This window comes from Yoonia sp. (assembly GCF_046498525.1).
GTDB lineage: Bacteria > Pseudomonadota > Alphaproteobacteria > Rhodobacterales > Rhodobacteraceae > Yoonia.
Window position 1 is genome coordinate 24,289 of sequence record NZ_JAWOAN010000097.1, and the last position, 22,792, is coordinate 47,080.

Consider the following 22,792-nt stretch of genomic DNA (forward strand, 5'->3'; position numbering starts at 1 on the left):
GAACTAAGTGTGCAGACCGGGGACAGAAATGAGCAGAATCGACGCAAAATTCGCGCAGTTGCGCGAGCAGGGCAAAAAAGCATTTGTGGCCTATGTCATGGCAGGCGATCCCGACTATGAAACCGGGCTTGAGATTGTCAAAGGCCTGCCCGCTGCCGGTGTCGATGTCATTGAACTGGGCGTCCCCTTCACAGACCCTATGGCCGACGGCGCGACCATTCAATTGGCGGGTCAGCGCGCCCTTGAATCCGGACAAACCCTGGAAAAAACGCTGCAATACGCACGGGAATTACGCAAGACGGACGATACCACACCGATTGTCTTGATGGGGTACTATAACCCGATCTATTCGCGCGGTGTCGACAGGTTCCTCAATGACGCCACGGCCGCTGGCGTTGACGGGTTGATCATTGTCGACCTGCCACCTGAAGAAGACGACGAGCTTTGTATTCCGGCCCAGAAGATGGGCATCAACTTTATCCGGCTGGCGACCCCGACAACAGATGCCAAGCGCCTGCCGACGGTTCTGCAGAACACCTCCGGCTTTGTCTATTATGTTTCCATGACAGGTATCACAGGCACCGCTGACGCGCAGGCCGGCGATGTGGGCCCCGAAGTCGCGCGGATCAAATCCAAGACTGACCTGCCTGTCATCGTTGGTTTTGGCATCAAGACACCCGATGCGGCCGAGGCGATTGCGCGCGTGGCTGATGGTGCCGTGGTCGGCTCTGCAATCGTCGAAAAGATCGGTGCAGGCGAAAGCGTGGATGATGTTCTGGCCTTTGTGAAGACTTTGGCAGACGGAACACACCAAGGCTAATCGGTGCTTCTTACGTTTTGATCCACATCAACGCAGGTACTTGCGTAAGCCCTTTAAATCGGTAACAAATAATGACCAATTCAAGGATTTCGTTATGCCCGTCATCACAACGATCGCTGACCTCAAGCGGCTTCATAAACGTCGGACGCCCAAGATGTTTTATGACTACGCTGAAAGCGGCAGTTGGACCGAACAGACGTTCCGCGAGAACACGTCTGATTTTGACCAGATCCGTCTGCGACAGCGTATCGCAGTCGATATGACGAACCGCACCACCGCAAGCCAGATGATCGGGCAGGACGTGTCGATGCCTGTCGCACTTGCCCCTGTCGGCATGACCGGCATGCAATGCGCCGATGGCGAAATCAAAGCAGCGCGTGCTGCCGAAAAGTTCGGCGTGCCGTTTACCCTGTCTACCATGTCGATCTGCTCAATCGAAGACGTGGCCGAGAACACAACAAAACCGTTCTGGTTTCAGGTCTATACGCTGAAAGATGATGACTTCATGCAGCGCCTGTTTGACCGCGCGCGTGATGCGGGCTGTTCGGCGATGGTGATCACGCTTGATCTGCAGATCATGGGGCAGCGTCACAAGGATCTCAAGAACGGCCTGTCGGCACCACCCAAACTGACAGTCTCCAGCATGGCGGATTTGGCGACGAAATGGCCTTGGGGCATTGAAATGCTGCAAACCAAGCGGCGTTTTTTCGGCAATATCGTGGGCCATGCCAAGGGCGTGTCCGATCCTTCGTCCCTGTCTTCGTGGATCGCCGAGGCCTTTGACCATGCGCTGGACTGGGATCGTGTCGCGCAACTGATGCAAATGTGGGGCGGCAAGGTGATCCTGAAAGGTATCCTGGACGCCGATGATGCCAAAAAAGCCGCAGAACTGGGCACCGATGCGATTATTGTGTCCAACCACGGCGGGCGACAACTGGATGGCGCATTATCGTCGATCCGCGCATTGCCAGCGATCATGGATGCTGTCGGCGACAAGGTGGAAGTCCACCTTGATAGCGGCATCCGGTCCGGTCAGGACGTGCTCAAGGCTCTCGCGATGGGGGCAAAGGGCACATACATCGGGCGCGCCTTTGTAAATGGTCTGGGTGCGATGGGCGAAAAAGGCGTGACCACTGCGCTGGAGGTGATCCACAAGGAACTGGATACGACAATGGCGCTTTGCGGGCGGCGGGACGTCAAGACCTTGGACCGGGATATTCTGCTGGTTCCCGAAGATTTCGAAGGGCGCTGGAGCTGATCAATCATTCTCCGGCTCACAAACCAAACTTTTTTCTAAAAATTACTTCTTTTTGTTAGCGCCGCATACATCTGCCCAACTGTTGCCTTTTTCTTAATCTTTAGGACGCCTCACCGCTGGTGCGTGGCTTGGGGGCATCCCGCGCGCGCCTATAGTAACAATGTAACGAGGAGCATATGATGCCTATCAAAACCACCGCTATCGCCGCCGTACTGGCGCTCACCGCCACTACAGCTTTCGCTGGCGGGCTTTCCCCTGCCATCACCGAGACACCCTTGGTCGAAGACGAAATCGTTGCTGCTACACCATCCATCGACCCTGCATATATCGTGGTCGGTGTTGTGGCCGCACTGCTGATCGCAGCCTCGGTTGGTAACGACAACAGCGACACACTCACGCCAATTGCGCTAAATGAGGAACCTGAGTCAACGTCAGACAATAGAGTAGTTCGTATCAGCGGGCGAGTAAGCCAAGTGATCACAGAATAATCGCCTTCGCTTGAATCAGGCTGATGAGCCAAAGCAATGAACGTGAAGTGATCGACCTTTCGGAACCTGCTGCCTTGACGGTGACGTGTATTTCAGATTGAAATACCTTCCACAGTGGGAAGTCCGAAAGGTTTCAACCCAGTTAAAACAGTAAATGAGTAAGGACCCTGAATATGTCCATGAAAACAACAATTTATGCAGCAGCAATTGCACTGTCTGCCAATACAGCCTTTGCGGGCGGCCTTTCTCCCGTAATCGTGGAAGCCCCCGCCATGGAGCAAGAACTGGTCGCCGCCAATCCGTCGATCAACCCCGCATACATCGTAGTCGGTATCGTGGCCGCGCTGTTGATTGTATCGACCGTAGGGAATGATAGCTCTGATGAGCCTGACTCAACCGGTTCGACAGACGACTGTGCCATTTCTCAGGACAACTACGCTGTTTCTCTTTGTCCCTGATGAAGGATCTTATTACATGGCTTCGCCAATCACGCCTAAGCGCTATATCAAGGGGCGGCATCGGAATGGATGTCGCCCCCAGCGTTACTGAACCAGACTGCGCCTTGCCCCCCAAGCGCAGCCTGTCAGCCCCGCGACTGCTTTTTAGCAGCCAACGCCAAAGGCACCGTGCCCAGCAGCAAGAGCGCAACCGCCAAGAACGCAAAGCGTAGTCCAAAGGCCTCTGACAGCAGGCCCATCACCATCGGCGCAAAGAAGAATCCCGAAAATCCGATCACGGCCGTGCGGCTGATTGCTTCGGTCCGTAAATGCGGCGCCACCAGCTTGCCGACCAGCGCCAGTCCGATGGGGCCGATGACAGATACACCTAGTCCCAAGATCCCGAAACCAACGTAAGCCACGAGTGGCGTCGGGGCCAGTGCGGCAATCACCGCCCCAAGTGCCGAAATGACACTAGCCCCTATCACAAAAGGGATTTCCCGCAATCGCTCGGCTACAACCTGCCCAGAAAACCTGCCAATAGCCATCGTGATACCCAGCATCGCAGGACCCAGCGCCCCTTCAGCCGCACTGCCGCCCAGTGTGCGTTCGACATGCAAAGCTGACCATGCTTCGACCGTGGCCTCGGACATGAAAGCCACGAGGACAATCGCGCCGCAGATCACAATAGGCCAAAGCGGATAGCCCCCAGAATAACCTTCTTCGGCTTCGACATAGGTGACGTCCATCTTCATGAGAGGCAGCATCAGCAAAGCGATCACGCCAAAGCCTGCAAACACTGGGCCCGGTGGCAATCCGGCTTCACGCGTGATGCCAACAAGCAATGCGCCACAGGCATATGCCACCGAAAACATCGCATGATTGGCGTTCATCAAGGGGCGGTTGTGTTTTGCTTCGAGTTCACTAACCCGCGCGTTCATGACCACATCGAGCAGACCGGACGCCAGTCCGACAAAACCCATCGCCAGCGCAAAGACAATCGGAACCGTAATCAACCCCGGCAGCAACCATGCGGCCGCAAGCAGAATCGCACTCACTTGCATTGCCCGCGCGCCCAAGATCCGGTCTGCACGTGGTGCCAACCACATCGCAGACACCAGACCTGTCGCAGACCCCAAAAGCAAAGTGCCGAAAAGCGCATCAGACGCCCCTAATTGTGCTTTGATCACCGGAACATAGGCTGCAAAACAGCCCCAAAACATACCGACCACAACAAAAGCAGTGGCCGGGCGTCGGGACAGGGAAAGGGCGTTCAGAATGGACATGAGCGCATCCCTGCCTTGCGCCGGAAACCAATGCAAGTTTCAAAGTTGTCTTACCGTGTAAAAACGACTTTCCAAATCCGTCAATCCCCCCTATACGGCTGTCTTCATCGGGCTCGGACACCCTTGGAGGCGGGCCCCTACATTATTGGAGAATTCCTATGGCTGCTAAGGTCCAAGATCTTAACGCCACGGTACGCGCGGGGACAGGCAAGGGGGCCGCCCGCCAAGCTCGCCGTCAAGGCGACGTACCTGGCATTGTTTATGGTGGCGGTATTGACCCGCAATCCATCAGCATCCCTTTCAACTACCTTCTGACAAAACTGCGCAAGGGTGGCTTTATGTCCACGCTGCACAACCTCAAGATCGAGGGGCAAGACGATGTGCGCGTCATCTGCCGCGGTATCCAGCGCGACGTGGTCAAGGACCTGCCGACACATATCGACCTGATGCGCCTCAAGCGTACCAGCCGTGTGAAAATCTTTATCCCTGTTGAGTTTCTCAACATGGATACATGCCCCGGCGTGAAAAAAGGCGGCGTTCTGACCGTTGTGCGCAACGAAGTCGAGCTTGACGTTCTGGCCGGCGACATCCCCGAGCACATCGAGATTGATCTGGCCGAAGTTCAAATCGGCGATACCATTTCGATCAGCGATGTCACGCTGCCCGAAGGCGCGACACCTGCGATTACCGACCGTGATTTTGTCATCGCCAACGTGCAGGCACCTCGTGCCCTGCTGGCCGAGGATGACGACACTGAAGAAGTCGCCGCAGACGAAGTTCCAACGACTGACGACGAGGCTGCAGAAGACTAAAGCGCCACGTTACGTCGTTTCGATCAAGAAGGGCATTCCGTTCGGGATGCCCTTTTCTTTTGTCAAACAATTCAGGTGAGCGCAGGCGCCACCCACCTGCCCCGAACAAACGCGCTCTGGCGCTGCAATACGGCATAAGGTAAGTTGTGGTTATGAAATTACTTGTCGGCCTTGGAAATCCTGGCGCGAAATACGCGCATAACCGCCATAACATCGGCTTCATGGCGGCAGACCGGATCGCGGCGGACCATGGGTTCAGCAGTTGGCGGTCAAAGTTCCAAGGGCAAACCTGCGAGGGCCGCCTCGGGTCGAAACGGGTGACGCTTCTCAAACCTGAAACCTTCATGAATCTTTCCGGCCAGTCCGTAGGAGAGGCGATGCGCTATCTCAAGCTCTCTCCGGAAGACGTAATCGTGTTCCATGACGAGATTGATCTGGCACCCGGCAAAGTCCGGCTCAAGACAGGCGGCGGTCATGCGGGGCACAATGGCTTGCGGTCGATACACGGACATATCGGACCAGATTATGAACGGGTCCGCATGGGTGTCGGGCATCCGGGCCATAAAGATGCTGTCCCGGGATATGTCTTGCGCGATTTTCCCAAAGCAGATGCGGAATGGCTCGATGATGAATTGCGCGGCATCAGTGACGGCATCGCCGATCTGGTCGCGGGCGATGGTGCCAAGTTCCTCAACGCGATCGCCTTGCGTGTGGCTCCGCCGCGCTCGTCCAAATCAGCAAAAAAGCCAAAGGTGCCCGACCCTGCACCCGAACCGGCCCCCGACACACGCTCGGCAATGCAAAAGCTGGTCGATAGATTTCGTTGAACAGCACACTTAACGCGGCTTGGACCCGGTGATCTGAACGAAAGCTCTGACAATGCCGTTTGCCGCAGTCACGGTGCCAACCGAAATAGGGCGTTGAAATTTGAACCCGGAAAAACTTCAACCGTGGCAAATCGATATCGTTGACCTAATTAGTCAATCAAAGACAGAAAGGCATAGGCACCATGGAAAAAGACCCTTCCTTCAACGTTCTCGGAAGCGCCTTGGCACCCTGCTCCATTGATCCCATGACCGGATTTTTCCGAAATGGGGCATGTGATACCTGCGCGGCTGATCAAGGGAGCCACACGGTATGCGCGGTCATGACGGATGAATTCCTCGCCTTTTCAAAATACGTCGGTAATGACCTCAGCACACCGCGGCCTGAATATGGTTTTCCCGGGCTGAAGGCCGGCGACGGCTGGTGCCTTTGCGCCAGCCGGTTTTTGCAGGCTCACGAAGAAGGGTGCGCGCCGCAGGTCAACCTGCATGCCACCCACGTGCGGGCACTCGAGATTGTTTCGATCGACATCCTGCGCACCCATGCGGCGCATGACCCCGAAAACTGATCAGGCCTTCGCCATCAGATCGTCAATAAACAGGCTAAGCAGCTGGGTCCGGCCGGAAACCCCCGCTTTGCGGTAAATTGCGTTGGTTTGTGCTTTGATCGTGCCCTCGCTGACATTGCGCAGGGTCGCAATTTCTTGTGTGGACATGCCTTTTATCGCAAATAGCGCCACGTCGCGCTCGGCAGGGGTCAGCACCCACGCGGCAAAGCGTTCTTCCAACACATCCATGAATGCACCCGAGGCCACCCTAAGCTGATCTTCGACCGCAACATTGCGCGCCATCGTGCGGCGCAATACGATCCACCCCAACACCACACCAAGCAAAAGGCCCAGTGCCGCGCCCAATTCAACCAATTCGTAAAGTTGCCAACTCAGCGGACCGACGCCGAGCACCGACGCCAGGATGCGGGAGACAAAAAAGATGGCGCAGAGAAGCTGCACCACCACAATCACGACAACCGTCCATTGACCTTTCTCCAAATTGGTTTTCCTTCGGTCAGCTCGGATCAGTCATCGTCGTCATCATCATCATCATCGTCGTCATCATCATCATCATCGTCGTCATCATCATCATCGTCGTCATCGTCGTCGTCGTCGTCATCTTCATCATCACGGTCCACCCCCGAGTCGCTGTCACGGTCATCTGAACTCGTACTGCTGCGCGGATTGAACAGCGTCGGAGCGTCATCATCAGTGTCCTCGTCGGCATCCAAAGTCCGCCAGTAGTCGCGCAAGATTTCTCCGGTCTGTGGATTGAACACCAACTCGCGCCGCAGATCATCGCGCACCGCGACGACACGAATACGCCCCAGCCACGTACGCTGCAACGTAATCTCGGTAAATCCCTGCCCACGTAATTGCGACACGATCTGATCCTGCACGGACTGGGCCGCCGCAAAATGCGGCGTCCCAGCGAGTGCAAGACAAATGATGACCCTTTTCAACATCATCTGATCAACATGCACATTTTGAATGACTATTCGTCATCATCATCATCGTCTTCGTCGTCATCATCGTCTTCGTCATCATCATCGTCTTCGTCATCGTCATCTTCGTTATCTTCGTCATCATCATCATCATCATCTTCGTCATCGTCATCTTCGTCATCGTCATCGTCATCGTCATCTTCGTCATCGTCATCGTCAAAGAAGTCTTCATCATCATCCTTGATCCTGACGCCGGACACAAACTCATCATCGTCATCAATCGTTTCAACTTCTTGCTCGAGAATATTACCGGCTAGATCATAGATGGCCTCGAGCTTACGGCCATTGCGGATCGCCTCGACCTTGATTTGTGTCGGACCGTTTGTAACCTCGATGCTTTCGTAGTTTTGCGCCTGCAGCGCCGCGATCACCTTTTCAGCGACTGACTGCGCATGAACAGCACCCGCGCTGAGTGCCACCAACGTCGTCGTGGAAAGTAAGAGCTTTTTCATGTCTGATTCATCCTTATGTGTGACGGTCGCACCATACGATCCGTTCAACACGAGAACAGCGCAACGCACACCGCTTTGATACGCATCGTCGGTTTATATCAGCGTTTGTAAACCCGATAACGAAAGGCCTAAACCAAAGTTTAGGCCGCCGGGCATCAAATCTTCATATCAAAGCCAAGGTGTTTCGCGACAGTAAAGATGTCCTTGTCGCCGCGCCCGCACATGTTCATGACCAGCAAGTGGTCCTCTGGAAGGTCCGGTGCAATCTTCATGACATGGGCCAATGCATGCGAAGGTTCCAGTGCAGGGATAATACCTTCTTGCGCGCAGCACAATTGGAACGCTTCCAGCGCCTCGGCGTCAGTAATCGACACGTATTGAGCACGCCCGATGTCATGAAGCCATGCATGTTCCGGCCCAATGCCCGGATAATCCAGACCCGCAGAAATACTGAAGCCTTCAAGTATCTGGCCATCGTCATCCTGCAAAAGGTAGGTGCGGTTGCCATGCAATACGCCGGGGCGGCCACCAGTTAAGGACGCACAGTGCTCCATCTTGGCGTTCACGCCTTTGCCGCCAGCCTCGACACCGATGATATTGACGTCCTTGTCATCAAGAAACGGATAGAACAGACCCATCGCATTCGAGCCACCACCGATCGCTGCGATCAGCGTGTCAGGCAAGCGACCTTCTGCGGCCTGCATCTGTTCTTTCGTTTCCTTGCCGATAATGGCCTGAAAATCACGGACCATTGCAGGATAGGGATGCGGGCCTGCCACCGTACCGATGCAGTAGAAGGTGTCACGCACATTGGTTACCCAGTCGCGCAGCGCATCGTTCATGGCATCCTTCAAGGTGCCGCGACCAGAGGTCACCGCCACTACCTCGGCACCAAGAAGGCGCATACGGAACACGTTGGGGGCTTGGCGTTCGACATCATGTGCGCCCATATAAACCACGCACTTCAGACCAAACTTTGCACAGACTGTCGCCGTGGCCACACCGTGCTGGCCGGCGCCGGTTTCGGCGATAATCCGGGTCTTGCCCATGCGACGGGCAAGAATGATCTGGCCCAGCACATTGTTGATCTTATGCGCACCTGTGTGGTTCAGTTCATCCCGCTTCATGTAGATCTTCGCACCGCCCAAATGTTCGGTCAGGCGCTCGGCATGATAAAGCGGGCTGGGACGGCCCACATAATGTGTCCACAGATCATGCATCTCGGCCCAGAACGACTCGTCCGTCTTGGCGTGTTCATACTGCTCTTCCAGCTCAAGGATCAGCGGCATGAGTGTTTCGGACACAAAGCGTCCGCCGAAGTCACCAAAACGGCCCTTTTCATCGGGACCGGTCATGAAGCTGTTAAAGAGATCGTTGGCCATGGGACACCTGCTGTTTTCGCACCTGTCAGATCTAGCGATTCCTGTGTGAATGGTAAAGCAGCCATCCGGTCGCAGACGCGCATGAAATCCCGGCTAACGCCGCGACCGCTTTTGTCGGCTCCGCGTCAATCCGCGCGCGCAGCGGCGCAAAACGCGGCAATCCGTGCCGCGTCCTTTACACCAGGGGCAGATTCGACACCTGATGACACATCAACCTGCCCCGCATCGGTCAGTGCAATCGCCTCGCCGACTGTCTGGGGCGTCAACCCACCGGCGAGCATCCACGGCACAGGCCAGCGACGACCGGCGATCAACCTCCAATCGAAGGACAGACCGTTCCCTCCGGGCAGGTTGGCGTCCTTGGGCGGTTTGGCATCCACAAGAATCTGGTCAGCCACCTGCGCGTATGTATCGAGCGCCGCAAGATCGCTTTCGTCGGCAACACCAACGGCCTTCATCACCGGCAGCCCGTATCGCGTACGAATTTCGCTTACCCGCTCGGGCGTTTCATGTCCGTGCAATTGCAGGATATCCAACGGAACTTTGGCCGTGATCTGATCAAGCAGCGCATTATCTGCATCAATGACCAAAGCGACCTTCGCCACCCCCGGCGGCACGGCCTGCGCAATGACCGTCGCTTCATCAATGCTGACGTTGCGTGGAGATTTGGGAAAAAAAACCAGACCCACATAACTGGCCGCGGCATCAACAGCCGCCTTCAGCGATGCCACATCGCGTAGTCCGCAGATTTTGACACTCGTGTTAGCTGGCATCAGCGCGACTTTTCAAGAAGCGCCAGAACGTCATCGTCACTTTTGGCACCGGCGGCCGCGCCGCGCAGTTGCTCAACCTCGCGGCGCAAGCCTGCCACTTCGCGTGCTTTGCCTCGCGCCTCGGCGCGCATCCGATGCTCACGCACCCATTCCCAAAGAAAGCCGATCATCAGTCCGGCACCGACGCCGATAAAGATAACCACAAAAAGCGGGAGCTGAATATCAGGGGACAGGCCCAACAGTTCGCCCAGCGCCTCGGGCATGGCGCGCACAGTCACAATATCACGATTGGCAAGGCCAATCAGGATCAGGCAAAGACCGACAATGGCCCAGAATGTGTAGCGAATTGTTTTCATGACATCAGCATAGCGCAGTTCATTGGTCCGGTGAACAGCTTTTCATCGCAAAGAAGATGATAATGAAACCGGCCTAGTTTCCGTTCAGACGATCGCGCAAGAGCTTGCCTGTCTTGAAAAACGGCACGTGCTTTTCGTCCACTTCGACCGCTTCACCGGTGCGCGGATTACGACCAATCCGTTGATCACGCTTCTTGACCGAAAAGGCCCCAAAGCCACGCAGCTCAACACGATCACCACGCGCCATCGCTTCGATAATCTCTTCAAATATCGTATTCACGATCTTTTCGACGTCACGTTGATAAAGGTGGGGGTTTTCGTCGGCAAGTTTCTGAATCAGTTCGGAACGGATCATATTTTTGGCCTCCCAACCAGTGAGCAAACACACAACAGCAGGTTTGTGCCCGCTTTTCAAAAGACTATAGGCAGTTTAGCCTTGCGAAGAAATAGAGAGATGCGGCAGTTTCGGGCCTAATTCGCGCCACTCAATGATCAAAATGCAATGTTTAGCAGCACAAGGGGGCCAATGTACGTGCCCAACCTCAGTTGAACACATCACCGCGCAAAACGATTCGCAACGACTGAACCTACGCCCGCGTTCCATCCGCGCGGGCGATCCGGACGAAAGCAACGGACTTCAATCGAGCACTGCAATGCACCCGAAAAAAAGAAAACCCCCGCCGCAGTCACCTGCGGCGGGGGCCTTCATGTTCACTTCGTCAGGTCAGACTTATTCGTCACCCTTCAGAGCCGCACCAAGGATATCACCCAAGGATGCACCAGACGCAGAGGAGCCATACTGCTCGACCGCTTCCTTCTCTTCTGCGATCTCACGCGCCTTGATCGACAGACCCAGCTTGCGGGTCTTGCTGTCGATGTTGGTTACGCGCACGTCTACCTTGTCGCCGACCTGGAAACGCTCTGGGCGCTGCTCTGCACGGTCACGGGACAGGTCGGACCGACGGATGAAGGATTTCGCACCCTCGTAGTCGACTTCGATGCCGCCATCTTCGATCTTGGTCACTTCGACAGTGATGACAGAACCACGCTTCACGCCGCCAATGGCTTCCGCGAACGGATCACCGTCAAGGGCCTTGATCGAAAGCGAGATACGCTCTTTCTCGACGTCGACTTCAGCAACCTTCGCACGGACCATATCGCCCTTGCGGAAATCACCGATGACATCTTCGCCACGGCCTTCCCATGTCAGGTCGGACAGGTGAACCATACCGTCAATGTCGCCTTCGAGGCCAACAAACAGACCGAATTCGGTGATGTTCTTGACTTCGCCTTCGACCTCGGTGCCCTCAGGATGGGTCTCGGAAAAGACTTCCCATGGGTTGCGCTGTGTCTGCTTGAGGCCCAGGGAAACCCGGCGCTTGGCGCTGTCGATTTCCAGAACCATAACTTCGACTTCCTGAGAGGTCGACACGATCTTGCCGGGGTGAACGTTCTTCTTGGTCCATGACATTTCAGAGACGTGCACCAGACCTTCGACACCGGCTTCCAGCTCAACGAATGCGCCGTAATCGGTGATGTTGGTCACACGGCCCTGATGTACGGAACCGAGGCCGAACTTGGCTTCAACCGCATCCCAAGGATCGTCCTGAAGCTGCTTCATGCCAAGGCTGATACGGTGGGTTTCCTTGTTGATCTTGATGACCTGCACCTTGATCGTCTCACCGATAGAAAGGATTTCCGAAGGATGGTTCACACGGCGCCATGCCATGTCGGTGACGTGCAACAGCCCGTCGACACCGCCCAGATCAACGAACGCACCGTATTCGGTGATGTTCTTGACGACGCCATCAACTTCCTGACCTTCGGTCAGATTGCCGATCACTTCGGCACGCTGTTCAGCACGTGATTCTTCTAGGATTGCACGGCGCGATACAACGATGTTGCCACGACGACGGTCCATTTTCAGGATCTGGAATGGCTGCTTGAGACCCATCAACGGGCCTGCATCGCGCACGGGGCGGACATCGACCTGAGAGCCGGGCAAAAACGCAACAGCGCCGCCAAGGTCTACGGTAAAGCCACCTTTGACGCGGCCAAAGATTGCGCCATCGACACGCTCTTCGTCAGCATAGGCTTTTTCCAGACGATCCCAGGCTTCTTCGCGGCGCGCCATTTCACGGCTGATAACAGCTTCACCACGGGCATTTTCGACCTGACGCAGGAACACTTCAACAGTGTCACCAACGGCCAGTTCAGCCTCTTCACCGGGATTTGCGAATTCTTTGATATCAACGCGGCCTTCCATCTTGTAGCCGACGTCGATGATGGCTTGGCCCGCTTCGATCGCGATAACCTTGCCTTTGACAACTGACCCTTCAGCGGGTGTGTCCATTTCGAAGCTTTCATTCAGGAGCGCTTCAAACTCTTCCATAGTATTAGCCATGTGGCGTCGTTTTCCTAACGTTTTGGTTTTATACGGGCCGTGCGGTTGTCTCCGCCGGTCTTTGGGTTTCAGTGGTCTGGCATCTTTCACGGATCATAAAACAACAGGGCCGGTTCATCACCGACCCCGCTCAAGTCTCACATCCGCGCCTGTCTCGACGCTTAGACAGTGCGGCATATATTGGGGTATTGCCAATAATGCAAGGGGTTTTGGCTCGCCAAGCGTGCCATCCTCTCGTTGATTTCGGCATCAAGTGGATTGTGGCCGATCTTGACGCTCGCCGCTGAAAAGCCACAGATGACCGACCTAGCGGCGCGCGGTCCCAACAATTTTCACTGCCGCGGCAATTGCCTGCTCTGCGGACAACTCCGAGGTATCAAGCATCACCGCATCGTCAGCAGGCACCAGCGGGGCTGTCGCCCGACCGCTGTCGCGGGCGTCACGCGCTTTGACATCCGCCAACACAGAGTCAAAGGTGACAGCCGTGCCCTTGCCCAACAGTTCCTGAAACCGACGTTCGGCCCGACATTCCGGACTGGCCGTCACAAACAGTTTCACATCGGCGTCAGGACAGATGACCGTGCCAATATCGCGGCCATCCAGAACTGCTCCGCCACTGCGTTTGGCAAAACCGCGTTGAAAAGCGGTCAACGCCGCGCGGACTTCGGGTATCACGGCGACCTCACTGGCGGCTTGCGCCACTTGCGGTGTGCGCAGATCATCACTCTCAAGGTCCACAGGATCCAGTGCTTGCGCCGCCGCAACCGGCGCGGCACCAGCCAGAACCCTCGCCCCGACCGCACGATAGAGCAGCCCCGTATCCAGATGTGCAAACCCGAAATGCGCTGCAACCGCCTTGGAGATCGTGCCCTTGCCCGCTGCGGCAGGCCCATCGATGGCGACGGTAAAACTCATGGGTTGGTACGGACCAATAGCGCGCCCAGCCCACCCATCAGTTCCTCGAAAATCGGGAATGATGTGGCAATCGGGCTGCCGTCATCGACGCTCACAGGATTTTGCGTGGCCATCCCCATGACCATGAACGCCATGGCGATGCGGTGGTCCAACTCACTCTCCACTGTCGCACCACCGGGCACATTGCCGTGGCCCAAACCGGTGACCTTCCACCAATCGGGTCCCTCGTCGACGGTAACACCCGCAGCACGCAGACCTTTGGCCATCGCGTCAATACGGTCGCTTTCCTTGACGCGCAGTTCCTTGACGCCCTGCATATCGGTGACACCCTCGGCGAAAGCTGCCACAACGGACAGCACCGGATATTCATCAATCATGCTCGCTGCGCGCTCTGGCGGTACGACAACTCCGCGCAGGTCAGGCGAGAATTTCGCGCGCAGGTCGGCAACAGGTTCGCCGCCTTCTTCGCGCATGTTCTCGAAAACCAGATCCGCGCCCATTCCCTGCAAAGTGGTAAACAGCCCTGCACGGGTTGGATTCAAGCCGATATTGGGCACCAAAACGTCTGAGCCCGGTGTAATGATCGCCGCACAAACAGGAAACGCCGCCGAAGACGGATCGCGCGGTACGATGATCGTCTGCGGGCTCAGTTCCGGCTGGCCATCCAACGTAATGACACGACCCTCGGCAGTCTCCTCGACCGTCAATGTCGCGCCAAAGCCCTGCAACATCCGCTCGGTATGATCGCGGGTAGCCTCTTTCTCGATCACGACCGTTTGGCCGGGCGCATTGAGTCCGGCCAAAAGCACCGCCGACTTTACCTGCGCCGACGGCACCGGCACCACATAACGAACAGGCACAGGATCGACGGCCCCCACCAAGGTCATCGGCAAGCGCCCGCCTGCGCGGCCGACAGTCTGCGTGCCAAAAAGCGCCAGCGGGTCTGTCACACGCCCCATCGGGCGCCCGTTCAACGAGGCATCACCGGTAAAAGTAACCGTAATGGGCGATGTTGCCATGGCCCCCATAATCAGGCGCACCCCGGTTCCCGAATTGCCGCAGTCAATGACCTGCTCCGGCTCGGCAAAGCCTCCGACACCGACACCGGTCACAGTCCATTCGCCACCACCGTGATTGGTCACGGTCGCACCAAACGCCGCCATCGCCTTGCCAGTGTCGAGGACATCCTCGCCCTCGAGCAAACCTGTAATATGTGTCTCACCGACACACATCGCGCCAAGGATCAACGCCCGGTGAGAGATAGACTTGTCGCCGGGCACATGTGCCTCACCCTTCAAGGGGCCACAGGGATGCGAAGTCATGGGAATTGGCGTTCCGTGGCCGGACATGGGCGATCTTCCTTCATTTGTCGGGCAGGTGATAGCGCAGGCCTTATCCAGCGTCCATCGCTCCCATCTTCATCTTGGCCAAAAAACTCCCCCCGGAGGGTCCTGCTCTCACAGCCTGCGGAACGTCAGATAATGGGGGGTCCGGCCCTCTCGCAGGGCCTTTTGCTCATAGCGTGTGGAAACCCAGTCACGCCACGGATCACGCCAATCTGCGGGGCCTTGCGCCAGCCATTCAAACCCATGCGCAGGGACCTGTTCCAAAGTCTGGCGGACGTAGTCCTTGATATCGGTGGCGACCCGCAACTCTGCTCCCGGCTTCATGACACGATGCAGCGGTGCCAGATGCTCTGGCGTGACAAAGCGGCGGCGGTGATGCCGCTTCTTGGGCCATGGGTCAGGGTAGTTGAGAAAGACCTTTGAAAGCGTCGCATCCGGCAGAACATCGAAAAGATCGCGGACATCGCCCGGATGGACGCGCAGATGATCGACGTCGGCCTTGCGGATTTTGCCCAGGAGCATGGCGACGCCGTTGATGAACGGCTCACATCCGATGAGACCCACATCGCGGTAGGTCTGTGCCATATGGATCAGATGCTCGCCACCGCCAAAACCGATTTCCAACCACACCGGTTTGTCCCCGAACACATCCGCCAGATCAAGCGGCTCACGATCCGGATTCTCTTCCCAACTGATCGGACCGGGTGACAAAGGTGCCAGATCATTTTCAAGGTAGTCGTGCTGGGAGGCACGGATCGTCTTGCCTTTGAAGCGGCCATAGAAGTTGCGCCACGGGGCGCCAGAGGGATGGTTGGTCTTGCTCATGGGCGGGCCTTAACAAGCACAGCGCGCTTGCGCAATCGAATGGGTGGGCCGAGACCCATTCTATGCCTGCCAAATCCGACTTAGGCAGTCAGACCGCGCGCTTGAGCGCATCGGCCAGATCGGTCCGTTCCCAGCTGAACCCGCCATCGGCTTCGGGGGGACGGCCAAAGTGCCCGTAAGCCGCCGTGCGCTGATAAATCGGCTTGTTCAGACCAAGATGCTCGCGAATGCCGCGCGGGGTCAGATCCATCGCTTGCGCAATCGCGCGCTCTATCACCACGGGGTCCACTTCGCCCGTGCCATGGGTATCGGCATAGATCGACAACGGCTTGGCGACGCCAATCGCATAACTTAGCTGGATCGTGCATCGGTCCGCCATTCCGGCAGCCACCACGTTCTTGGCCAGATAACGCGCCGCATAAGCAGCAGAGCGGTCAACCTTGGTCGGGTCCTTGCCTGAAAACGCACCTCCACCGTGCGGAGCAGCCCCCCCGTAGGTATCCACGATGATCTTGCGCCCGGTCAGACCGGCATCGCCATCCGGACCACCGATCACGAACTTGCCCGTCGGGTTCACCCACCATTCCGTCTTGGGGGTGATCATGCCCTCGGGAAGCACCTCAAGAATATACGGTTCCACGATTGCGCGAATGTCGGCGCTGGTCTGCGCCTCATCGCTGTGCTGGGTCGACAGGACGATCGACATGACCTCGACCGGGATACCATGCTCGTAACGCAAAGATATCTGGCTTTTGGCATCGGGGCGCAAAGTCGGCTCTTCGCCCGATTTACGAACTTCGGCAAGTCGTCGCAGAATGGCATGGGCGTATTGGATCGGCGCCGGCATCAGCTCTTTGGTTTCCGTCGTCGCATAACCGAACATGATCCCCTGATCACCTGCACCCTCTTCCTTGTCGAAAGCCGCATCAACGCCTTGGGCAATGTGTGCCGACTGTTGGTGCAAAAGGTTCGTGATCTCGCAGGTGGCGTGATGGAACTTATCCTGCTCGTAGCCGATATCCTTGATACAGGCGCGCGCGATATCCTCGACGCGCCCGATATAGTCCGCGAGCTTGGATTTATCCGATAATCCGACTTCGCCACCGATCACGACACGATTGGTTGTCGCAAAGGTTTCGCACGCGACACGCGCTTCGCGTTCTTCTGTCAGGAAGGCGTCGAGTATCGAATCCGAAATCCGGTCACAGACCTTATCGGGGTGTCCTTCGGAGACTGACTCCGAAGTGAAAATATAGTTGTCGCGCGTCATGGGGAAGTGCTCCGGTAAAACTCATTGCCACGTCAGGAAGCCGTTGTGGCAGCATTAAAAACCCGCATAGGCTGTGCCTGCACGAAGGTCAATCGCTATCGCGCCTCGTCTGTACATACGCCCCGAAGATGAACAAAAGCAGCACGACAAAGACCGGCATATCGCCCAATCTGCTATAGGGCGTGGCGGCAAGTGCCTCGGGCAGCGGCACGTCGATTGCACCGTCCACACCGAGTGGCAACGACGCCATGATCCGTCCTTTGGCATCAATCATCGCACTGATCCCGGTATTGGCGACACGCACCATCGGCAAGCCCTGTTCGATTGCGCGCAGACGCGCCTGTGCAAGGTGCTGACGCGGACCGGCCGCCTGACCAAACCACGCATCATTGGTAATCAAAAGCAGCATGCGCGGACGTGTGTCGCCATATGTGATCTCTTCGGCGAAAATACCTTCATAGCAAATCAGCGGGACGGCCAGCCCGATCCCCGGAACATCCACCGGTCCCGGTGTTTCGCCAGGTGTAAATCCGATGCCAAGGTTGCGGGCCAACCCCGTCGCCCCCATCCGCCCCAGTAGGCGCGCACCGGGTATGTATTCTCCGAAAGGGACAAGATGACGCTTGTCGTAGATGCTTTGCACCTGACCATCCGACCCCATCACGACAAGGCTGTTATAGGCCCGCCCCTGTGCGTCTCTGCGCTGGATGCCGAACACCAAAGGCGCTGTGCGCGCGGCATCCGATAGCAGGCTGAGGTCATCGTCGATATGATTAAGCAGATAGGCGATGGCGGTTTCCGGCCAAACGACAAGATCAGGCACATCGCCTTCGCCGCTCAAGCGCAACAGGCGGTCGAGGAACATTTCCGAATAGGCCGGGTCCCATTTTTGATGCTGCGGCGCATTGGGCTGGACAAGGCGCACAATCGGCAAGTCAGCGTTGTGTTGCGGCGCTGCACCGGGGCGCAGGACAAAGGACAAAGCGACGACCAAGCCCAATACAACAAGACCAAGGATGCGATTGCGCCCGGTAAGCATGGCCACAGCCAACCCACAAAGCACTGCCAAAAGGCTCAGCAGATGCGGGCCACCGAATGCGGCGGCCTGCGCCAGACCGGTCGTCACCCAGATATGGCCAAGCAACGCCCACGGAAATCCGGTGAGGATCAGCGAACGCAGGACCTCTGCGGCGATCAACATCAAACCCAGTATGACGATACGGCTCGGCGACAGACGCGCGGCAAGCCAGGCAGCCACACCCCAAAACAGCGCAGCCCCTGCTGCCATCAGCACAAGGGCAAATGGCGCCATCCAGCCATGGCGGGCCATATCCACCAGAAAAGGCTCGACAATCCATCGCAAACTGAACGCGAAATAGCCAAAGCCGAACGCCCAGACATGCAGGGCGGCTTGCAGGGGATTGCGCCAGACCGGATAGACGATAAACAAGGCACCCAGCGCCAGAACCGTTGCGGGCCATAGATCAAACGGAGCGTGGCCGAAACCGGCCACGGCGCCGAGTACCGCAAGGACGCACAACCGCACCCAAACCTGCTGGCCAGCAAACCGCGTGAGAATGTCAGCCATTGCGCGCAGTAGCGGAAAGCCGGACGCGCAAGCGTTTCACGCGGCGCGGATCAGCATCGACAACCTCGAATTCCGGGCCATCGGGATGGATGATCACCTCTCCGCGCGCAGGCAGGTGACCTGCCAGCATCGTGACCAAACCGCCCAACGTATCGATTTCCTCTTCGTCGATCTCTTCGGGGTTGGTCAGGGTCATGCCGATCTCGGCCTCGAAATCGTCCAGATCGGTGCGGGCCTGCGCCAGATAGCAACCCGGCTTTTCCATGACCCAGCTTTTGGCCTCTTCGATATCGTGTTCGTCCTCGATCTCGCCGACGACCTGTTCGATAACGTCCTCGATGGTGACAAGACCATCTGTCCCGCCATATTCGTCGATGACCAGAGCCATGTGGATGCGCTCGGCTTGCATCTTTTGCAACAGCACTCCCAGCGGCATCGAAGGCGGCACATAAATCAGGGGGCGGACCATTGCGCGCAGATCCATGGTTTCATTCTTGCCATTAAAGCCGTGACGAAGCGCAAAATCCTTGAGGTTGGCAATGCCAATCGGTGTGTCCAGCGTCCCATCGTAAACCGGCACACGGGTCAGGCCGCTATCGCGGAACACCTCGACCAACTCGTCCTTGCTGATCGCGACAGGGACCGCCACGATATCGGGTTTGGGAATTGACACATCCTCGACGCGCATGCGACGCAGGTTCAGCATTCCGGGAACGGAACCGGCCGATTTGACCGCAGGACGTTCCCTATCATCTTGAGACTGAGGGACAGCAGGTGGGCGAAATGCATTGCGCAGGCGCATCAAGAGCCCCGGTGTCGTCATCGTGTGATCCGGCTGCGCGCTTTGCGCTGCGCTAGATGGACCGTCTCCTGTGTCGCCCATTTTGTCCTTACCTATGTGGGTCTGTAGACCCGGTTAATCCCTATATGGGTCAGGAATACCCAGTTTGCCAAGTATCTCTGTTTCCAAGCCTTCCATCAGGGTGGCGTCACGGCCACGCTCGTGATCGAAACCCAACAAATGAAGCGTACCATGGACCAGTAAATGAATGGTGTGATCGCGCATTGATTTGCCTGCCTCGGCAGCTTCGCGTGCACAGGTGTCATAGGCGATCGCAATGTCGCCCAGTTCCTGATCCTTGCCTACCTTGGGTGGCAACGGCATTTCGCCATCTGTGACGGCACCACGTTCATCCGAAGGCCAACTCAGCACATTTGTAGGCCGGGGTTTTCCTCGAAAATCCTCGTTCAGAACGGCGATGCGCGCGTCGCTGCATGCCAACAGGCTGATTTCGAATGCTGCAGGTTCAACCCCGAGCCTCTCCAAAACAGCGTCGGTCGCAACCTGCGCCAGGGCGTCGATGTCGCCCCAGCGCTTATCTTCAACCATGCAATCCACGGTCACTTCGGGTCATCCGCCTCATAAGCCTCGATGATCGCGGCGACCAACGGATGACGCACCACATCTTTCGAGGTGAAATAGTTGAAACTGATCTTGTCGATATTCTTGAGCAACCGCTCCGCATCCCAAAGGCCCGAGTTGACGCCGCGCGGCAAATCAATCTGGGTCCGGTCGCCGGTAATCACCATGCGGCTGCCTTCGCCCAAGCGGGTCAGAAACATCTTCATCTGCATGGTGGTCGCATTCTGCGCCTCATCCAGCACGACAAAGGCGTTCGACAGCGTGCGCCCCCGCATGAAAGCCAAAGGTGCGATCTCGATCACCTTTTCCTCGATCATCTTGGCCGATTGCTTGCCCGGCAGAAAATCATTCAGCGCATCATAAAGCGGCTGCATGTAGGGATCTACCTTTTCCTTCATGTCACCGGGAAGATAGCCTAACTTCTCGCCCGCTTCGACGGCTGGACGAGACAGGATGATCTTGTCGACATGACCGGAAATCAGCATGTTTACGCCAACGGCGACCGCGAGATATGTCTTGCCCGTCCCGGCAGGACCAATGCCAAAGGCAAGCTCGTTCTGAAACAGCGCTTTCACATAGGCCTTCTGCGCATCCGTGCGCGGCTCGATCAGCTTCTTGCGGGTCTTGATTTCGACCCGTTCGGTTTCGCCCTTGAACAGCTCGATCTGGTCGCCGTCGCGGGCCGGATCAAACATCGGCTCCGCGCCCATGCGCAATGCGCGGTCCAGATCACCCGGATCGAGTGTGCGCCCTGCTTCCAGACGACTGTAAAGGGATTGCAGAACTTGGGTCGCCTCATGACGGGACTCATCCTCGCCAATCACAGCCAACTGATTGCCCCGACGCAGGATTTGCACGCCAAGCTTGTCTTCGATGGTTGTCAGGTTGCGATCATATTCGCCGCACAGGTCGATCAGCAAAAAGTTGTCAGGAAATTCCAACAGGGCTTCAGTCGCGGCTTCAGCGGGTGGGGTCAGGGCACCGGTGGCCAAACAGCTCTCCTTTGTGTCTATAGATCAGTATGGTGGCAACTCGCATGGCAAGGTGCAAGGTGTCAGACAAGAATGTCACGCGTTTGATACCAAAAACCTGCGCAGACTTTCGCCAAAGTCTGAAATCAAGTCTTCAACAAAGATGTTTTGCCAGTTCCGGATGCAGGAATTGAATCAATCCAGCAACTCGCCCTTAAGCGAATTCGGGCTGTCCTGCACCACTTTGACACGGCGGACCTGCCCGATCACCTCTGCCGGAGCATCGGCATAGACCGCGTGCAGATATTCAGACTTGCCGATCATCTGGCCTGCTTCGCGGCCAGCTTTTTCAAACAGGACCTTCACCTCGCGCCCCACCATACCGGCCTGTGTCGCCTGCTGCTGTTCACGCAAGAGCGCCTGCAACCGTTGCAAACGCGCGTTCATCACGTCCTCGGGGAGTTGCGGCTTTTCAGCGGCGGGCGTGCCGGGGCGTGTCGAATACTTGAAAGAATATGCCTGCCCGTAGTGAACATCACGCACCAGTTGCATCGTGTCTTCGAAATCAGCTTCGGTCTCGCCGGGGAAGCCCACGATGAAATCGCCCGAAAGCAGCAGATCGGGGCGCGCCGCGCGAATACGTTCGATCAGCCGCAGATAGCTTTCACCCGTGTGCTTGCGGTTCATCGCCTTGAGAATCCGGTCCGATCCCGATTGGACCGGCAAATGCAAGTAAGGCATCAGCTTGTCACAGGTCCCATGCGCGTCGATCAGCGCATCGTCCATGTCGTTGGGGTGGGATGTGGTGAAACGGATACGTTCCAACCCGTCGACCTTGTCCAAGGCCCAGATCAGGCCAGCCAGACCACCCTCGTGGCCGTGATAGGCATTCACGTTCTGGCCCAGAAGCGTGATTTCCTTCACGCCGCTTTCCACCAGTTCCTGCGCCTCGCGGATAATCCGATCGGCAGGGCGCGATACTTCGGCACCCCGGGTATAGGGCACCACGCAGAAGGCGCAGAACTTGTCGCAACCTTCCTGCACCGTCAGGAACGCAGTCGGACCGCGTTTTGCCTTGGACCGTTTCTTCAGCGTGTCGAACTTATCATCATCAGGAAAATCGGTATCAATCGCTTTGGCACCCGACTGAACAACAGCGTCCATCGCAGGCAGACGGTGATAGCTTTGCGGGCCAACCACCAGATCAACCATCGGCTGACGGCGGATGATTTCCTCACCTTCGGCCTGGGCCACGCAGCCTGCAACGCCGATTTTCAAATCAGGGTTTGCAGCCTTCAGCCCCTTGAACCGCCCTAACTCGGAATAAACCTTTTCGGCGGCCTTTTCGCGGATATGGCAAGTATTGAGCAGAATCATATCCGCATCGTCCGGCGTCAGTGTTTCCACATATCCTTTACTGCCAAGCGCCTCGGCCATGCGTTCGCTGTCGTAGACGTTCATCTGACAGCCATAGGTCTTGATATACAGCTTCTTTGGCGCGGACATTGGACAAGCTCATATGTTGGGATTACCTGTGCCTTCTAACGGCTTGGTGGAATGCTTGCAATGCGGCCCGTTATCACCGATTTTGCGCGAATCTTCCAGCA

25 protein-coding genes and 1 riboswitch are annotated in these 22,792 nt (G+C 56.9%); of the genes, 7 read left to right on the forward strand and 18 right to left on the reverse strand.

The window, feature by feature from the left end:
- Positions 1–28: 28 nt before the first annotated feature.
- From trpA to R6T97_RS06745, 4 genes are all read left to right on the forward strand, one after another.
- Entirely contained in the window at positions 29–820 is a 792-nt protein-coding gene (gene trpA, locus R6T97_RS06730) for a tryptophan synthase subunit alpha (protein WP_410348523.1), read from the forward strand.
- 94 nt (positions 821–914) lie between these two features.
- Positions 915–2,078, forward strand: coding sequence for an L-lactate dehydrogenase (locus R6T97_RS06735; RefSeq protein WP_410348524.1), 1,164 nt, complete (start codon positions 915–917; stop codon positions 2,076–2,078).
- A gap of 179 nt (positions 2,079–2,257) precedes the next feature.
- Positions 2,258–2,566, forward strand: coding sequence for a hypothetical protein (locus tag R6T97_RS06740; RefSeq protein ID WP_410348525.1), 309 nt, complete (start codon positions 2,258–2,260; stop codon positions 2,564–2,566).
- 179 nt (positions 2,567–2,745) lie between these two features.
- A complete protein-coding gene (locus tag R6T97_RS06745) occupies positions 2,746–3,024 on the forward strand; it encodes a hypothetical protein (RefSeq protein WP_410348526.1) in 279 nt (92 codons plus the stop codon).
- Positions 3,025–3,149: 125 nt separating this feature from the next.
- On the opposite strand, the gene R6T97_RS06750 is transcribed toward R6T97_RS06745, so the two are convergent.
- Entirely contained in the window at positions 3,150–4,289 is a 1,140-nt protein-coding gene (locus tag R6T97_RS06750) for an MFS transporter (protein WP_410348527.1), read from the reverse strand.
- 158 nt (positions 4,290–4,447) lie between these two features.
- On the opposite strand from R6T97_RS06750, the gene R6T97_RS06755 reads away from it, so the two are divergent.
- The 3 genes from R6T97_RS06755 (at position 4,448) to R6T97_RS06765 (ending at position 6,494) form a co-directional block, all read left to right on the forward strand.
- Positions 4,448–5,101, forward strand: coding sequence for a 50S ribosomal protein L25/general stress protein Ctc (locus R6T97_RS06755; protein ID WP_410348528.1), 654 nt, complete (start codon positions 4,448–4,450; stop codon positions 5,099–5,101).
- A 152-nt stretch (positions 5,102–5,253) separates the two neighbouring features.
- The gene (pth, locus tag R6T97_RS06760) at positions 5,254–5,928 is read left to right on the forward strand and encodes an aminoacyl-tRNA hydrolase (protein ID WP_410348529.1); all 675 of its coding nucleotides are present in this window, start codon (positions 5,254–5,256) and stop codon (positions 5,926–5,928) included.
- A gap of 182 nt (positions 5,929–6,110) precedes the next feature.
- A complete protein-coding gene (locus R6T97_RS06765) occupies positions 6,111–6,494 on the forward strand; it encodes a DUF2237 family protein (protein ID WP_410348530.1) in 384 nt (127 codons plus the stop codon).
- Here the strand turns inward: R6T97_RS06765 and R6T97_RS06770 are convergent, their stop codons facing one another.
- The 17 genes from R6T97_RS06770 to miaB all read right to left on the reverse strand — a co-directional run bounded on the left by R6T97_RS06770 (position 6,495) and on the right by miaB (position 22,691).
- Positions 6,495–6,974 carry a helix-turn-helix transcriptional regulator gene (locus tag R6T97_RS06770; protein WP_410348531.1) on the reverse strand — a complete coding sequence of 160 codons (480 nt, stop codon included), beginning with the start codon at positions 6,972–6,974 and terminating at the stop codon, positions 6,495–6,497.
- Between the two features lie 26 nt (positions 6,975–7,000).
- A complete protein-coding gene (locus R6T97_RS06775; RefSeq protein ID WP_410348532.1) occupies positions 7,001–7,444 on the reverse strand; it encodes a PepSY domain-containing protein in 444 nt (147 codons plus the stop codon).
- A 26-nt stretch (positions 7,445–7,470) separates the two neighbouring features.
- On the reverse strand, positions 7,471–7,932 hold the full coding sequence (locus tag R6T97_RS06780) for a PepSY domain-containing protein (RefSeq protein WP_410348533.1): 462 nt from the start codon (positions 7,930–7,932) through the stop codon (positions 7,471–7,473).
- 155 nt (positions 7,933–8,087) lie between these two features.
- Positions 8,088–9,314, reverse strand: a complete 1,227-nt coding sequence (trpB, locus tag R6T97_RS06785; protein ID WP_410348534.1) for a tryptophan synthase subunit beta — start codon at positions 9,312–9,314, stop codon at positions 8,088–8,090.
- 125 nt (positions 9,315–9,439) lie between these two features.
- Complete coding sequence (locus R6T97_RS06790; protein ID WP_410348535.1) at positions 9,440–10,087, reverse strand: phosphoribosylanthranilate isomerase; 648 nt, start codon at positions 10,085–10,087, stop codon at positions 9,440–9,442.
- Positions 10,087–10,443, reverse strand: coding sequence for a lipopolysaccharide assembly protein LapA domain-containing protein (locus tag R6T97_RS06795; RefSeq protein ID WP_410348536.1), 357 nt, complete (start codon positions 10,441–10,443; stop codon positions 10,087–10,089). The genes R6T97_RS06790 and R6T97_RS06795 overlap by 1 nt, the downstream gene beginning before the upstream one ends.
- A 73-nt stretch (positions 10,444–10,516) precedes the next feature.
- Positions 10,517–10,798 (reverse strand): integration host factor subunit beta, encoded by a 282-nt coding sequence (ihfB, locus tag R6T97_RS06800; protein WP_100369023.1) that lies wholly within the window; start codon positions 10,796–10,798, stop codon positions 10,517–10,519.
- Between the two features lie 375 nt (positions 10,799–11,173).
- On the reverse strand, positions 11,174–12,847 hold the full coding sequence (gene rpsA / locus R6T97_RS06805; protein WP_410348537.1) for a 30S ribosomal protein S1: 1,674 nt from the start codon (positions 12,845–12,847) through the stop codon (positions 11,174–11,176).
- Positions 12,848–13,153: 306 nt separating this feature from the next.
- Positions 13,154–13,762 (reverse strand): (d)CMP kinase, encoded by a 609-nt coding sequence (locus R6T97_RS06810; RefSeq protein WP_410348538.1) that lies wholly within the window; start codon positions 13,760–13,762, stop codon positions 13,154–13,156.
- Entirely contained in the window at positions 13,759–15,111 is a 1,353-nt protein-coding gene (gene aroA, locus R6T97_RS06815; protein ID WP_410348539.1) for a 3-phosphoshikimate 1-carboxyvinyltransferase, read from the reverse strand. The genes R6T97_RS06810 and aroA overlap by 4 nt, the downstream gene beginning before the upstream one ends.
- 108 nt (positions 15,112–15,219) lie before the next feature.
- A complete protein-coding gene (trmB, locus tag R6T97_RS06820; RefSeq protein ID WP_410348540.1) occupies positions 15,220–15,933 on the reverse strand; it encodes a tRNA (guanosine(46)-N7)-methyltransferase TrmB in 714 nt (237 codons plus the stop codon).
- Positions 15,934–16,021: 88 nt separating this feature from the next.
- Positions 16,022–17,203 (reverse strand): methionine adenosyltransferase, encoded by a 1,182-nt coding sequence (gene metK, locus R6T97_RS06825; protein WP_410348541.1) that lies wholly within the window; start codon positions 17,201–17,203, stop codon positions 16,022–16,024.
- 7 nt (positions 17,204–17,210) lie between these two features.
- A riboswitch (SAM-SAH riboswitch) is annotated at positions 17,211–17,258 on the reverse strand.
- Between the two features lie 33 nt (positions 17,259–17,291).
- The gene (gene lnt / locus R6T97_RS06830) at positions 17,292–18,791 is read right to left on the reverse strand and encodes an apolipoprotein N-acyltransferase (protein ID WP_410348542.1); all 1,500 of its coding nucleotides are present in this window, start codon (positions 18,789–18,791) and stop codon (positions 17,292–17,294) included.
- Positions 18,784–19,674 (reverse strand): transporter associated domain-containing protein, encoded by an 891-nt coding sequence (locus R6T97_RS06835; RefSeq protein WP_410348543.1) that lies wholly within the window; start codon positions 19,672–19,674, stop codon positions 18,784–18,786. Before R6T97_RS06835 ends, lnt begins: the two co-directional genes overlap by 8 nt.
- A gap of 33 nt (positions 19,675–19,707) precedes the next feature.
- Positions 19,708–20,196: an rRNA maturation RNase YbeY gene (gene ybeY / locus R6T97_RS06840; protein ID WP_410348544.1), complete on the reverse strand. Its 489-nt coding sequence runs from the start codon at positions 20,194–20,196 to the stop codon at positions 19,708–19,710.
- A complete protein-coding gene (locus tag R6T97_RS06845) occupies positions 20,193–21,206 on the reverse strand; it encodes a PhoH family protein (RefSeq protein WP_410348545.1) in 1,014 nt (337 codons plus the stop codon). Before R6T97_RS06845 ends, ybeY begins: the two co-directional genes overlap by 4 nt.
- 174 nt (positions 21,207–21,380) lie before the next feature.
- Positions 21,381–22,691 carry a tRNA (N6-isopentenyl adenosine(37)-C2)-methylthiotransferase MiaB gene (gene miaB, locus R6T97_RS06850; RefSeq protein ID WP_410348546.1) on the reverse strand — a complete coding sequence of 437 codons (1,311 nt, stop codon included), beginning with the start codon at positions 22,689–22,691 and terminating at the stop codon, positions 21,381–21,383.
- Positions 22,692–22,792: the final 101 nt, after the last annotated feature.